The 14,164-nt window shown below is 73.4% G+C and carries 11 protein-coding genes and 1 pseudogene; 6 read left to right on the forward strand and 6 right to left on the reverse strand.

Going from position 1 to position 14,164, the window contains the following annotated elements:
- Positions 1-47 precede the first annotated feature (47 nt).
- From AB0I69_RS22650 to AB0I69_RS22660, 3 genes and pseudogenes are all read left to right on the forward strand, one after another.
- The gene (locus tag AB0I69_RS22650) at positions 48-1,568 is read left to right on the forward strand and encodes a hypothetical protein (protein WP_363097424.1); all 1,521 of its coding nucleotides are present in this window, start codon (positions 48-50) and stop codon (positions 1,566-1,568) included.
- A gap of 122 nt (positions 1,569-1,690) precedes the next feature.
- Positions 1,691-2,581, forward strand: a pseudogene (locus AB0I69_RS22655) (AlkA N-terminal domain-containing protein); the annotation flags it as partial.
- 48 nt (positions 2,582-2,629) lie between these two features.
- Positions 2,630-3,580 carry a GNAT family N-acetyltransferase gene (locus tag AB0I69_RS22660; protein WP_363097425.1) on the forward strand — a complete coding sequence of 317 codons (951 nt, stop codon included), beginning with the start codon at positions 2,630-2,632 and terminating at the stop codon, positions 3,578-3,580.
- Positions 3,581-3,595: 15 nt separating this feature from the next.
- Here AB0I69_RS22660 and AB0I69_RS22665 read toward each other — a convergent pair whose 3' ends face one another.
- Complete coding sequence (locus AB0I69_RS22665; protein ID WP_363097426.1) at positions 3,596-4,801, reverse strand: nitric oxide synthase oxygenase; 1,206 nt, start codon at positions 4,799-4,801, stop codon at positions 3,596-3,598.
- 203 nt (positions 4,802-5,004) lie between these two features.
- On the opposite strand from AB0I69_RS22665, the gene AB0I69_RS22670 reads away from it, so the two are divergent.
- The 3 genes from AB0I69_RS22670 to AB0I69_RS22680 all read left to right on the forward strand — a co-directional run bounded on the left by AB0I69_RS22670 (position 5,005) and on the right by AB0I69_RS22680 (position 8,517).
- Positions 5,005-6,612, forward strand: a complete 1,608-nt coding sequence (locus AB0I69_RS22670; RefSeq protein ID WP_363097427.1) for an AlkA N-terminal domain-containing protein — start codon at positions 5,005-5,007, stop codon at positions 6,610-6,612.
- A 97-nt stretch (positions 6,613-6,709) separates the two neighbouring features.
- Positions 6,710-7,273: a methylated-DNA--[protein]-cysteine S-methyltransferase gene (locus AB0I69_RS22675; protein ID WP_363097428.1), complete on the forward strand. Its 564-nt coding sequence runs from the start codon at positions 6,710-6,712 to the stop codon at positions 7,271-7,273.
- Complete coding sequence (locus AB0I69_RS22680; RefSeq protein WP_363097429.1) at positions 7,270-8,517, forward strand: MFS transporter; 1,248 nt, start codon at positions 7,270-7,272, stop codon at positions 8,515-8,517. The genes AB0I69_RS22675 and AB0I69_RS22680 overlap by 4 nt, the downstream gene beginning before the upstream one ends.
- Here AB0I69_RS22680 and AB0I69_RS22685 read toward each other — a convergent pair.
- The 5 genes from AB0I69_RS22685 to AB0I69_RS22705 are packed head-to-tail and all read right to left on the reverse strand — an operon-like array spanning position 8,457 to position 14,163.
- Positions 8,457-9,800 carry an alanine racemase gene (locus tag AB0I69_RS22685; RefSeq protein ID WP_363097430.1) on the reverse strand — a complete coding sequence of 448 codons (1,344 nt, stop codon included), beginning with the start codon at positions 9,798-9,800 and terminating at the stop codon, positions 8,457-8,459. The two genes, AB0I69_RS22680 and AB0I69_RS22685, sit on opposite strands and share 61 nt — an antisense overlap.
- On the reverse strand, positions 9,800-10,885 hold the full coding sequence (locus tag AB0I69_RS22690; RefSeq protein WP_363097431.1) for an amidinotransferase: 1,086 nt from the start codon (positions 10,883-10,885) through the stop codon (positions 9,800-9,802). The genes AB0I69_RS22685 and AB0I69_RS22690 overlap by 1 nt, the downstream gene beginning before the upstream one ends.
- A 28-nt stretch (positions 10,886-10,913) precedes the next feature.
- Entirely contained in the window at positions 10,914-11,921 is a 1,008-nt protein-coding gene (locus AB0I69_RS22695; protein WP_363097432.1) for a fatty acid desaturase, read from the reverse strand.
- A gap of 53 nt (positions 11,922-11,974) precedes the next feature.
- Positions 11,975-12,976 (reverse strand): hypothetical protein, encoded by a 1,002-nt coding sequence (locus tag AB0I69_RS22700; protein WP_363097433.1) that lies wholly within the window; start codon positions 12,974-12,976, stop codon positions 11,975-11,977.
- Positions 12,973-14,163, reverse strand: coding sequence for a metallopeptidase TldD-related protein (locus AB0I69_RS22705; protein WP_363097434.1), 1,191 nt, complete (start codon positions 14,161-14,163; stop codon positions 12,973-12,975). Before AB0I69_RS22705 ends, AB0I69_RS22700 begins: the two co-directional genes overlap by 4 nt.
- Position 14,164: the final 1 nt, after the last annotated feature.

The raw sequence follows: 14,164 nt of genomic DNA on the forward strand, positions 1-14,164 counted from the left end.
GTAGAACATGGCGAACAGCGGCGGCCGCCGCATTCGTGACCGCCGCTATGGCGGTCACGACCCCGGCCGCGCACGCCGCCTCAACGACGCTCGTCCTGGACGCCCAGGAGAACTACTACCTCCCCACCGGGGGTGAGGGCCCGAACCTGGACCTCGGCATCACCGCCTCGGGCGGGGACGCCCATGACGTCTCGGTCGCGGTCGACGCGTCGTCCCTCGCCGGGAAGGCGACGATGGTGGTCACGGGGGACTGCGTGAGCACCGGCACCCTGAAGCTGAGGTGCGACGTCGGCCCGTTGTCGGGCAAGGAGTCGATCGACCCGTTCCTCCTGAAGCCCACCGCGGCCGCCAAGGCGGGCGACACCGGTGCCATCACCTACACCGCCACCGCCTCCGACGCGGCCACCGTGACAGGGAAGACGGACGTCCTGGTCGGCGGGCCGAAGCTCGTCGCCCGGCCCTACCCGGCGCTGACGGGCATCGCGCCCGGCGCCGTCTTCGAGCGCACCCCGGCCTTCGCCGACACCGGCACAGCCCCCGCCGACAAGGGCGTCATGCTGCTGGTGCAGGACTCGGAAGGCGTCGCTCTCGCCCGTGACCACTCCAACTGCCACTACTCGGACCAGGCCGAGACCGGCGCCTGGTGCCGGTTCGACACCCCGGTCGCGCCCGGCGCGGCCTACGAGACGGACGCGCCGCTGCGCTACACCGCCGCCAAGGACACGATGTACGGCTACAACACCTACGTCGTGTGGCCGGTCGGCGGCAGCGCGCCCGACTCCTTCGACCCGGCCGACTTCCCCGGCACCGGCACCGGCGCGCCGCTCGGCCTGAAGTCCGTCGCCTCCGGCTCCGGATTCACCGGCTCCGGGTACGGCACCTTCGCCACCACCCAGCACGCCGACTACCAGGCGCTCGGTGACACGGTCGAGGGCAAGGTCGGCGAGACGGTGAGCATCACGCTGGGCGTGCGGAACAACGGGCCGGGCCGGATGAACTTCCGCTGGATGGACGCCGACAACTCCGGCACGTTCGTGGTGACCCCGCCCGCCGGCACCACCATCACCGGCGCCCCCGGCCCCGGCGAACAGGGCGACCCCGGGCCGCTGTGGAGCTGCACACCCGGCAAGGCCGGCGCGAAGAGCTACACCTGCGACATCGCCAACACCGACTTCGGGCCGGGCGACTTGGTGACCCAGGAGTTCACGGTGCGGATCGACCGGGTCGTCCCCGGCGCGACCGGCAGCGTACGGGCGGTGGAGAACCCCGAGTACCCCAACCGTGACGACGACGCGTCGAACGACACCACGGCGATCGCGGTGAAGGCCACCGGCTCGGCTACGTCCAGCCCGTCGCCCAGCACCTCCGCGTCCCCGTCGGCCACGGCCACCCCGAGCCCGTCCGGCTCCGGGACGGGAACCAGCGGCGGGACGACGACCGGCGGCGGGCTCGCCGCCACGGGCACGGACGGAGTCCTGCTGCGGGCGGGCACCGCCGTCCTGCTGGTGGCGGGCGGCGCGCTGGTGTTCCTGACGGCGCGGAGGCGGAGGACGCAGGGCGGCCGCTGACGCGTTCCGTCGCCTCGCGCACCGCGTTTCGGCGACGAGTCCGCCAACAGCCGTGACACGGAGAGAAGTTGGGCGTTTCGGTGGCCGGATATCCGCGGCCGGGAGCCTGCTCGTCCCATACTGGGGTGGTGCTGGCCTCACTGCGGTTGACGTACCGGGAACCGCTGTGCCCGGACAACCTGTTCGGGCATCTCGCGGCCACGGCGGTGCCGGGGGTGGAGGAGTGGCGCGACGGTGCGTACCGGCGCACGCTGCGGCTGCCCGGCGGGTACGGGATCGTCTCGCTGCGGCCCATGGACGGCCATGTCGGCTGCGAACTCGTCCTCACCGATCGCCGTGACCTGCCCGTCGCGCGGGAGCAGTGCCGCCGGATGCTCGACCTCGACGCCGATCCGGAGACCATCGACGGACACCTCCGCGAGGACCCCGTACTCGCGCCGCTCGTCGCGCGGCAGCCGGGGCGCCGGGTGCCGGGTACGAACGACCCAGCCGAGTTCGCCGTACGGGCCGTTCTCGGACAGCAGGTCTCCACCGCGGCCGCGCGCACGCTCGCGGGGCGGCTCGCGGCGGCGTACGGCGAGCCGGTCGACGATCCGCACGGCGGTCTCACCCGGCTGTTCCCCGAGCCGGCCGCGCTGGTGGGGCTGGATCCGGACACGCTCGCCATGCCGCGTGCGCGCCGTGACACCCTCGTCGGCCTGATCGCCGCGCTCGCGTCCGGGGACGTCGATCTCACGCCCGGCGGTGACACGGAGCGGGCCCGGGCGGCGCTCGCCGCGCTGCCCGGGGTCGGGCCGTGGACGGTCGGGATGATCGCGATGCGGGCGCTGGGCGATCCGGACGCGTTCGTCGCCACCGACCTCGGTGTCCGGCTCGCCGCGCAGGGGCTGGGGCTGCCCGTCACGCCCGCCGCGCTGATCCGCCGGGCGCGGGCCTGGCAGCCGTGGCGTGCCTACGCCGTGCAGTACCTGTGGGCCTTCGACGACCACCCCGTCAACCACATGCCCGGCTGAGATTCCCGCTGCGATGCCGCACAGGAAACAGCACAGGAGGAGGAACCCATGGAAATCGTCGACGACTTCGGACTGCCGGTGGCATCGATCCGGCCCGAGGACCTGGAGGAGGATCTCGCTCCCTGGACCGGGCTGGACCGCTCGGTGGCCGTCGTACGGATGATGAATCCGCCGCCGGAGACCTGGGAGGAACTGGCCCGCCGCGGGTTCGTCCGAAAACCGGCCACTCTCACCTGGCTGGCCCGGCTCGGGGCGAGCGAGGACTCCTTTCTCGCCGGAATTCCGCACAAGAGCCGTCAGTACGTCCACCGGGCGCGGCGGCGGATGGTGGCGGAGGGCGTCCGGGAGGTCGTGGAGGACCGGGTGTCGGCGGAGCATCTCGACCCGTTCCTGGATCTGTACGAGGACCGGATCGCCGCGATGCGGTACGGCGTGGCGTTCGCACGGCGGTTCCGTACGACGATCCTGGAGGGTCCGGAGAAGTACTTCGGGGTGTTCCTGTACCGCGCGGACGAGCTGATCGGCGGGTGTCTGGCTCTCGAATGCCCGGACGAGAGCGCGATCCGGATCCGCTGGTCCGCCGTCACCGAGCCCGCCCGGCGGGCCGGTTACCCACGGGCCCTGTACTGCACCGCCATGCAGCAGGCCCGGGAGAAGGGGTACGAGTGGGCGACCCTCGGCGACGACCCGAACCTCTACGGCCATCTGGCGCAGCCGGGCCTGTTCACCTTCAAGAGCCGCATGGGCTTCGAGGCCGTGGCCTCCCAGGACTTCGCCGACCCCGGCGCGTGGGACGAGGCCGACCTGGTGCTGTCCCTGGACAAGCTGTCGGACCCGGCGCTCATGCTGGAGTACGCCGACGGGACCGGGCTCGGGACCGGCCGCTCGGCACGTCATCTCCTGCGGGCCCGGCTGGTCGTCGGCTCCCCCGTCGACGTGCAGCAGTTCTCCGCGGAGTTCCTGTCGGGGACGGTCGTCGGGCCGGTGGTCGGGGGCTGAGCGGGGTGTCCGCCGTCAGCCGTGCGACACCGGGCATCTGCGGGCCGGCGGCCGGGTGCCGAGGCGGGGGTCCGGTCGGGGGCTGATGCCCTCGGCCCGCAGCCGGGCGGCCTCGTCGAGGTGGAAGTCGGGCCTGGGGCGGCTGTCGTCGTAGTAGCGGTGGAAGACGGCGGTGAGGGCGCCGGACATCGGTGGCACGATCCACGACCAGTCCGCGGGGCAGGACCGGCCCGCCAGTTCCTCCCTGGCCAGGTGCTTCAGGAACCGCTCGGATTCCGTGTGGTGGTCGCTGATCGTGACGCCGGCGTGGTCGAAGGAGTGCAGGACGGCCCGGTTGACCTCCACCAGTGCCTGGTCGCGCCAGAGGGTGCGGTCGCTGGAGGTGTCCAGGCCGAGGCGACGGCCCACCTCGGGCAGGATGTCGTAGCGGTCGGTGTCGCACAGGTTGCGGACGCCGATCTCGGTGCCCATGTACCAGCCGTTGAAGGGCGCCGCCGGGTAGGAGAGACCGCCGATGCGCAGCCGCATGTGGGAGATGGCGGGCACCGCGTACCAGCGCAGGCCGAGGTCGGCGAACCAGTCCAGGGCGGGGTGGACGAGCGGGACTTCCAGGACGTCCTCGCCCGGGATCTCGAACACGCGCAGGCCCTGTTCCCTGGTCTCGATGACGAGGGGGAGCACGTCGAAGGGTCCGCCGGGAGGCTGCCAGCCCAGTCGGGCGGCGAGTTCGGCGAGGCCGAAGCCGTGCGGGTCTCCGGTGTAGCCGCCCTCGAACCTGAGGTGGCCCGCGTACCGGACGAGCTGTTCGTTCCAGATCAGTACGGGCGGCCCGGCGGCGTCGTCCGGGCCGAAGACGGTGATGACCGGCCGGATCCGGCCGCCGTTGGTGGCGGTCCGCAGATGGGCGACGCACTCGGCGGCCACCTCGGCGGCGTCCGTGACGTCCCTGCGGTCGCGCACCTGGAGGCTCTGCCAGTAGAGCCGGCCGATGCAGCGGGCGGAGTTCCGCCAGGCCACGCGTGCGCCGAAGGCGAGTTCCTCGGGAGTGTGCCGGTACGTTCCGGTCTCGTCCAGCTGCCGGCGTACCTCGGCAAGGCGCGGATACAGCAGGTCGCCGCGGCCGGTCTCCTGGTGGTACTGGCGGAGAAACGCCTCCGCCTCGGCGAGATCGACCACCCAGTTCCCGGAGCGCACCCCGCCTCCCCCCTGACGGATTGTCATCGGACTTCCTCACTGCGGCCCTTCGGCCGAGGGTAGGGAACATCCCGGAGCAGGTTCGATCGAGCGATCATTCTAATTGCTGAGGTCCTCCGCGGCCATGGCGCGCCCCGCTCCGGATCACCATGTCCGATTCCCGCCAGACGCGGCGACGGAAGTAGGGCAAGAATGTCGGGGTGCTGGATTTTGAGACCTACTACCGGGCCATGGCCAGCAGAGACTCCCGGTTCGACGGGACCTTTTACGTGGCGGTCACCACGACGGGCATCTACTGCCGCCCCGTGTGCGGCTCACGCACACCCAAGCCGGAGAACGTGCGCTTCTTCCGTATCGCCGCGGCGGCCGAGGCGGCCGGCTTCCGGGCCTGCCGCCGCTGCCGCCCCGAGGTTCACCCCTCCTCACCCGAGTGGAACGTGCGCGGCGACCTGGTGGCCCGCGCGCTGCGGCTCATCGCGCGCGGTGCCGTGGACGAGATCGGTGTGGCGGGCGTCGCCGCACAACTCGCCGTGAGCGAACGCCATCTGCACCGCCAACTCGTCGCGGAGGTCGGGGTCGGCCCGCTCGCCCTGGCCCTGAACCGCCGCAACCAGGTGGCGCGGCTGCTGATCGAGTCCAGCGCGCTGCCGCTGCTGGACGTCGCCTTCGCCGCCGGGTACTCCAGCATCCGCCAGTTCAACGACGGATTCCGCGCCGCCTTCGGCTGTTCGCCGCGGGAACTGCGCCGCACGGGGCGGGCGCCGGCGAACGGACAGGGCGCGGTGCCGCCCGGGACGGGTGCCGACGGGGCACCGGGGGCGCAGGCCGACCCGCAGGTGGAACCGCTGGTGCTCCGGCTGCGCTACCGCCCGCCGCTCGCGGCGGCCGCCCTGCTCTCCTGGTTCCGGGGCATGGCCCTGTCCGGCGTGGAGGATGTCGGGGACCGTCGGCTGCGCCGGACCCTGCGACTGCCGCGCGGCGGTGGCCGGGCGGAGGTGGACTTCACCGGTGCCCGGTCGGACCGGGACGCGAAGCACCAGCAGGTCACCGTGCGGCTGTGGCTGTCGGACCTGCGGGACGTCACCGCCGCGGTACGGCGCTGCCGCGACCTCCTCGATCTCGACTCCGACCCCGCCGCGGTGACCGCGGCGCTCGGCTCGGACCGCCGGCTGGGTCCGCTGGTCCGGGCGACGCCCGGCCTGCGCGTGCCGGGCTGCGCGGACGGCTTCGAGCTGGCGGTCCGGCTGCTCGCCGAGCAGTACCTGCCGCCCGACCGGGCCCGGCAGCTGTGCGGATGGCTCGTGGCCCACTACGGCGAAACCCTCATCCTGCCCGACGGCGTCCCCGCACCCCTGTTCCCCTCTCCCGCGACGCTGGCCGAGGCCGACCTGGCAGGAACCCTCGCGGAGACGCTGGAACGGACACCGGCCGAGGTGGACGCGGGCTGGCCGACGGCGGGCCCGGGCGAGCTTCGCCGGGCAGCGGTGGCCGCGTGTGCCGCCGTACGCGCGCTGGCCGGAGCCGTGGCCGACGAGAAGCTGTCCCTGGAGCGGGACGCGGACCGGGAGGCGGCCGTCGCCGCGCTGCTGGGCCTGCCCGGTGTCGAGCCGTGGACCGTCCAGCGGATCGCGATGCACGTCCTGGGCGATCCCGACGCCTTCGACGCGGGCGATCCCGCGGTCCACGCGGCGATCCGGGCCCTGCCCGGGGCGCTCGGCTCACTCCCGGGCCTCCCGGACCTGTCCCGTGACCTGGACGGCTCGGCGCACCGCTGGCGCCCCTGGCGCTCCTACGCCGTCATGTACCTGTCCTGCGCGGGTCGGCCGTCGACCCGCTAGGTCCTGTCGTCACATTCCCGTCGTCGCCCGTCGCGAGGCAGACGGGAATGTGACGACAGGACCTACCTCCCCGCCCCCTTCGAAAGGCATGCTCAAGATGGACACCGCGACGGTGCCGACCCCGCTCGGCCCGTTCAGCATGATCACCCTGGATCGCGGCATCATCGCCGCCGGGTTCACCGACGACCCGACGACGCTGCTGGCGGAACTGCCCCAGCCGTACCGGGACGGCTCGCCGCGCGTCCGCGCCACGCCGGAGCCGTACGCGTCGGCCGTGCGGGCCTATTTCGACGGGGCCGTGGAGGCGCTGGACGACCTGCCCGTCGTCCAGTTCGGCAGCGACTTCCGGCTGGCCGCCTGGCAGGAGATGCGCCGCGTCGAGCCGGGTACGTCCGTCAGCTACCTGGAACTGGCGGAGCGGGCGGGCAAGCCCGGCGCGGCGCGGGCGGCGGGCGCCTCCTGCGCGTACAACCTGGTGCCGCTGATCGTCCCCTGCCACCGGATCCGCCGCACCGACGGGAGCCTGGGCGGCTACTACTACGGCCTGGACGTCAAACGCTGGCTGCTCGCCCACGAGAGCGGTGAACTGCTGCCGCTCGCCCCGCCGCCGGTCGCCCGCGCCAGGGCCGCCGCGACGGGGCAGGAGGGCCAGGCCCGATGAGGGTGTATCTGCGGCTGCTGGGATCCGGAGACTTCGGCCGGGTCTGGTTCGGCGCGGCGGTGTCGCTGCTGGGCGACGGGATGACGCTGCTCGCCCTGTCCTGGCTGGTCCTCAACGAAGGCGGCACCGCCCAACTCGGCCTGCTCGGCGTGTGCTTCACCGCTCCCGTGGTGCTGGGCGGGCTCGCCGTCGGGCCGCTGCTCGACCGGTTCGACAAGCGCACCGTGCTGATCACGGACAGCGTGTTCCGCGCGCTGTGCGTGGCGTCGGTGCCGCTCGCCGCGGCTCTGGGCGACGTACCGACGGCACTTCCGTTCGTCGTCGCCGCGGTCTACGGCCTGCTGAAGATGGTCCCGCTTGCCGGGTTCCCGGCGGCGATCCCCCAGCTGGTCGACGAGCCCGACCTGGACACCGCGAACGCCCTGGAGTCGCTCAGCTTCAGCGTGGCCACCGTGGTGGGCCCGGCGCTGGCCGGTGTGCTCGTCGGCGCGATGGGCGCGCCGAACGTGCTGCTGATCGACGCCGTCAGCTACCTGGTCTTCGCGGCGGCCGTGGCGACCGTACGACGGCCGCTGAAACCGCCCGTGAAACGGGCCGCCGACGGCCCGGGCGGGCCCAGGACGAAGACGTCGGTGCGCGTGGTGGCCCGGGACCGGGTGATCGTGGTGACCACGGCCGCGTTCATGGCGTTCAACATCGCCGACGGCATGCTGCTGCTGGTCGTCGGCCCGTGGCTGGCCAAGAACGAGCTGGGCGGGGCGTCCGCGCTCGGCGCGCTGATGGCGTCGCTCGCGGCGGGCGAGTTCGTGGGGGCGTCGCTGGCCGGTGCCCGCGCCGGCCGGGGATCGGTGCGCCGGATCGGCTGGTGCCAGGCGGGCGCGGCGCTGGGCTTCCTCGGCGTCCTGGCCGTGTCCCAGCCCGTGGTGGTCGGGATCGGATACTTCTGCGTGGGTGTGCTGAGCGCGCCGATGACGGTGTGGGCGCAGTCCCTGCGGATGCGCCGGATCCCGCCCGAGATGCACGGCCGGGCCTTCGCCGCGCTGCGCACCCTGATGCAGGGCACCTCCCCGGTGGGCTCGGCCATCGCCGCACCGCTGCTGCTGCACGGCGGGATCGGCTGGACGGCGGCGGTGATGGTCGCGCTGGCCGGGCTGCCCGGGCTGTGGCTGCTGCGGTACTCGGATCAGGAGGAGACACCTCCGGCCGGGACACCGGCCCCCGAGGAGCGCACCGAGGTCGGCTGAGCGGTCGCCCGTACCGCGGGCGGGTGGCCCAGGAAGCCGCGTACGGCGAACTCCCAGCCGTACGCGCCCGCCATCGGGAAGACCACGATGTCCCCGACACGCAGCCGGTCCGCGGTGATGCCTCTGGCCAGGATGTCCTCCGGGGTGCACAGCGGGCCCGCCAGGGACACCAGGGTGTTCCGCAGCTCCGGGCGAGGACAGGAGTACGGCCAGTGAGCGACGGGCAGCACGGCCGCCTCCACCGCCACCTCCAGCAGGGCGGGCAGCATGAAGTGGTTGATGCCGCCGGCCAGGACGGCGAACCACTCGCCGCCCGTCCGCTTGAGGTCGGTCACCTGGGCCGCGTAGTAACCGCACTCCGCGACCAGCCAGCGGCCCGGTTCGAACACGACCCGCACCCCGGGCGGCGGCGCGGCGGCGGAGAGCCGGCCGGCGAAGCGGTCCAGGTCGAAGGGGGCCCCGCCGTGCGGCGGCACGCCCAGCCCGCCACCCACGTCGACCACGCGCAGTTCGATGCCGTGCTCCGCAGCCGCCTCGGCCGCCCAGCGCAGCCGCGAGAGCACGTGGTCGGCGTGCCGGTCGGCGTCGAGGTTCCCGGACACCACGTGGAAGTGGTAGCCGACCGGGTCCACGCCCGGCAGCCGCCGGGCCGTGGCGACGGCCGCCGCCAGCCGGTCCTCCCCGATGCCGAACTGGGTGGCCCGTCCGTCCATCCGCAGCGCGCCGTCGAGCGGGCCGGTCGCGGAGTTCACCCGGAGCACCACCGGCATCCGGCGCCCCGCGCGCCGGGCGACGGCATCAAGGCGGTGCAGCTCCAACTCGCTCTCGATACTGATGAATTCGGCACCCGCCCGGACCGCGGCGGCCAGCAGCCGGTCGCTCTTGCCGGGCCCGGTGACGATCAGCCGGGTTGCACCGCCGCCCGCCGCCAGCGCCGCCTCCGCCTCCTGCGCCGAGGCGACGTCCATTCCGTCCACGGCCGGGGCGAGGGCCGCGAGCACCGGCGGGAAGGAGTTCGCCTTCACCGCGTAGTAGACCTCCGCCCAGCCGGGCAGCCGGTCGCGCAGCTCCGCGGCCCGCCGGCGTGCCACGCCCGGCTGGTAGACGTACGCGCACACCGGCTCGTCGGCCCCGGCCGCGAGCAGCTCGCGCACCCGCCCGGCCACCGCCTCCGGCACCGCCCCCGCGGGCAGCGCCGGACGCGGCACACCGGCCGACCACTGCTGGGCCGGCCACGGCACCGGCAGTGCCGCGGCCCGGTCCTCCTGCGTCTGTCCGGTCATCAGACGTACGACTCCAGGGTTCCCCTGCGCCGGACGTCCAGGGTGGCGCAGTGGAACGAACCGCCGAAGACCGTGTAGTGCTCGAAGGAGCACGGCACGGGCTCGAAGCCCCAGCTCTCGAACGCCTTCATCAGCGGCGTCTGGGACCGCTCCACCACCACGTGCTCCGGGTCGAGCATCAGCACGTTCACGCTGCTCCACCGGCTCATCAGGCCGCGCTCCATGACCGGCGTGATCACCGGGTCCGGCGGAATGAGCACGTCCCAGGACCGCAGCGCCTCCGGGAGGGAGTCCGGGTCCAGGAACTCGGGGTTGACCAGGACCTTGCCCGGTGCGAGCGGCAGCAGGGAGGTGTCGATGTGCATCGCCCTGGGATAGCGGGAGACGATCTCGTGCACGCGGTACTCCGGGCCGAGATGCCGTCGCAGCCACTCGACGCCCAGCCGGTTGGTGACATGGCTGCGCTCCATGAACAGGTCCCGGCCGCAGCGCATGATGTCCGCCGCGTCGAAGACCGGCTCCGCCTCCGTGACGAAGAAGTCCATGTCCTCGGACCAGGGCGGCACTTCGTACCCCGGACGGTACTGGTCGTCCGTCAGCCGGGGTTTCGGAGCCGCCGTCCAGCGGGCGCCGCCCCGGAAGTACTCGGTGAGCAGGTTCCGGTAGGGCCACACCTCGAAGTACCGGTTGCGGTCGGCCATCGGCACCTCGATCATCTCGTCCCCGACGACGAGCAGCAGGTCGCGCGGGTTGGCCACCGACATGCCGTTCGGCACCGACCAGCCCGGGGTGGCGAACGGGCGGGAGAAGTCCGGCGGGTCGGGGCGGCGCACGGTGACGTGCGCCGCCTCCAGGATGCCGATGAACTCCGCCAGGCCCTCCTGCGCCTTCTCCACCACGTCCGGTGGCACCGGCACGCCCCGGGTGCCGGGCGTGCCGGCGATCCGCTCCCACGAGGCGGGTGGCACGGTGATCCGGTCGAGCTCGTCCCACGCCGAGGTCATGGCCCCGTCGACCCGGCCGACGACGACCTCCTCCAGGGGATCCCATTCGTTGAACGTCGACACCACGCCGTTCACAAGCATCGCTTCCTTCCGGTCGTCGGTTGTGGCGTCAACGCGTCATGCAGGTCTGGTCGTCGCCCTGGTAGACGATCTCCCCGCGCAGCACCTTGCGGTAGAAGGCCCAGTACGACGGCTCGACGGTCTCGATCTTCTCCTCGATGGAGTCGTGCAACCGCGGCACGTTCACCATGGGAACGCCCTGGTGGTAGTGGTGCGCGGTGTGCAGGTTGTTGTAGTTGGTGATCCACTGGACGAGCCGGGAGGCCCGCACGGTCCGGGTGTTGGACAGGACGTTGGGATCGGTCTGGGTGTTCAGCCCGAAGTGCTCCGGCAGTTCGATCAGGAAGTGGACGGCCTCGCTCACCAGCAGGACCGGCAGCAGCCAGGCCCACACGAAGAACCAGCTCCCGGTCAGCACGCTCACCGCGACCGCGCCCACGACCAGGGCCAGCAGCACCCGGTACTCGTTCTGGACGGCCCGCGTGGCCCGCGGCCGGTCCACGCCGGGTATCGGGCGCCGGAACACGCCGCGGCCGAGGTTGCGTCCGACGTCCGCGTACCGGCCGAGGTGGAACGCGGCGAAGGCGAACCCGTGCACGCTGTCCAGGCCGCGGAAGCGGTAGTTGAAGAACTCAAGGTTCTTCTCCGTGCCCAGATACGCGTGGTGCCTGAGGTGCTCGTACTTGTAGTGGGAGAAGGCGCTGAACATGAACATCCCGCCGACGAACCCCCACAGCCGGTTGGCCCACCGGGAGCGGAACGCGTGCTCGTGCAGGCACTCGTGCTGCAGCTCCACGAGGTAGGCGTACACCACGCCGAGCACCGGGACGCAGACGGCGATCGTCGCCGGGCCGGGCAGTTCGAGCAGGGCCGTGTAGCAGACGACGATGACGCCGAAGGAGACGGCGATCTTCGTCGCGAAGCGGCCCGGACGGCGTTCGAAGTACGTCATCGGCAGTCCGCGCCGGGTGTCGGTGCCGCGCACCGGGGCGAGCAGGACGTCATGGAAGCCGTCCAGGTTGAGTGGTTCGTCGTCCCGCGGGGCCGTGGATGGCATGGCGGATCCTCTCTCGTCGGCTGTCTGGATACGTGCGTGGTGCGGCCGGAGCGTCAGGGAGCGAGCGTCCGGCCCGCGTTCAGCGAGGTGCCCAGGGTCGGGGCGAGCCGGTAGCGCGCCCGCCCGATGGGGTCGCGGCCGAGTCCGGGCCGTCGTGGCCCGTGGCGTGCCTCGGCCGCGGCAAGCAGTTCCGCCGGGGCGCCGCGCAGCCGCAGCGGTCCGGTGCCGCGCCCCGTTCCGGTGCTGTCGCGGACGCGGTAGGCGGCGGTCCAGTCGAGGACTCCGCCGGCCGTACGGGCCCGCGGGACCAGGGAGTCGACGACCAGGGCCCGCGCCGGCGGTGCCGTGACGGGCAGCTGTCCGGTGTCGGCGTCCGGCCGGTCGCCGGCCGCGAACTCGCCGAACGTGCCGTGCGGTACGAGCCACAGCGCCGGATCGCCGAGCAACTCGCAGACCTGGTCGAGGTCGGCGCGGGTACGGCCGCCCGTCACCTCGGGCGGCAGCAGCGGCAGGGACAGGTCGTGGGGCGGGTACGGGGACTCGGCCGGGGGAGCCGCCGGGTCGTCCGGTGCGGGACCGCCCCGCGCCTCATGGACCGCGGCGGTCAGTGCCAGCAGGGCGGACGGGCCGAACAGGACGGGGTCCTCGGCGCGGATCTCGTCCGGGTCCGCGGCCCGCACCCAGGGCAGTGCGTCCTCGGGGGCGGTCCCGTCCCCCAGGTGAAGTACGTGGTCGCCGTCCCGGACCAGGAGGTAGGCACGGTCGCGGGTGAGCACCGTACGGCCGTCGCACTCGATCTCGGTGGCGGTGCGGCCCGCCTCGACGAGCAGGCCGCCCTCGCGCAGCACGGGGCGGGCCTTCTCCGCCAGGACGCGCCAGACGGTGTGCGCGCGTCCGGCCTGGTCCGCTTCCTCCCTGCCCGGGGGGTCCGCGGCGAGCCGCCATTCCCCGGGTTCGCCGGACTCCGCCCGCAGGGCGAGGTCGGTGCGTGACTCCCGGCCGGTGGGTGAGACGCGTACGGCGGTGTGGCGGCGGACCACCCGGATCGCCGTCATGACGTGCACCGCAGCGCGGAGAACCGGATGGCAGGCGCGCACGTTCCGACGTCGAACAGCATCTGGCGGTCCTTTCCGCACAGGGCGTTGTCCGTGAACTCGCCGCGGTCGCCGAGCTCGACGATCCGGGTCAGCACGTCGGCCCGCTCCCGGACGCGGCCCGTCACGTAGTTCCCGGTACGGCGACCGGAGCGGATCACCTCGCCGAGCACCAGCCGGGCCTCGACGGTGTCGCCGAACCGGATGCCGTCGGCCAGCCGGTGGACGAACAGGCCGTGGCCGACGTTCTCCACCAACTCGTCCACCGCGGTGCCGCCCGGTCGGCAGATCAGGTTGGACATACGCGGCAGCGGGCGCTGGAGCACCGACGCGGCACGCCCGTTGGCGGTGGGCATCGCTCCGGCGCGCGCGGCGCTGGCGGCGCTGTGCAACTGCCGTACGAGGACGCCGTCCACGACGATCCGCTGCCGGCCCAGCGCGGTGATGCCGTCGTCGTCCCTGTCGTAGTGGGCGGGGCCGCCCTCGGCGAGCGGATCGTCGTCCAGGCAGACCAGCTCGCCGGCCACCCGGCAGCGCAGGCGGTGGCTGAGCACCGGCGTGCCGTCGGCGGCGCCCTCCGCGAAGTGACCGGCGGCCTCGTGCAGCAGGACACCGGCCGCCTGCGGCGACAGGACGGCGGGCGGGGCGCCCGTCTCCAGCGCCTCCGCCCGGTCCACCGCCGCCAGCAGCCGACCGATCGTGTCGAGCCAGGCCGGTTCGGGCAGCCGGGCGGCGCCCGGGCCGCGTCCGCTGCGGCCGACCGGGACGGTACGGCCGCCGCGGGTGCGGAGGTCTCCCGTGAGCGACCAGACCCGGCGCCGCTGCGGCATCGGATCGCCCGTGCCCGGCCCGGCGACGACCCGGACCGACGACATCTGCGTGTAGTGCAGACGGCTCCCCCGACCGAAGCGGGTGCGCAGCGCGGCCAGGGCCGCCGCGGCCCCGCCGGGATCGTCCAGTGGCTCGGGGTCCGGCAGCGGCAGCCGCCAGGGCGCGGGCGGTGGACCGGAGAAGATCCGCACGTCCGCGCCGGCCCGCTCCAGGCGTCCGCCGTGGAAGTCCGTCCGGTGGGCGCGGCCCCCACCGCCGTCGGCCGACAGGACCGCGCCGAGGGCCCGTTCGACGCGCACCACCTCCGCGGCCGTCACG

It is taken from the genome of Streptomyces sp. NPDC050508, from assembly GCF_040655155.1.
Taxonomy (GTDB): Bacteria; Actinomycetota; Actinomycetes; order Streptomycetales; family Streptomycetaceae; genus Streptomyces.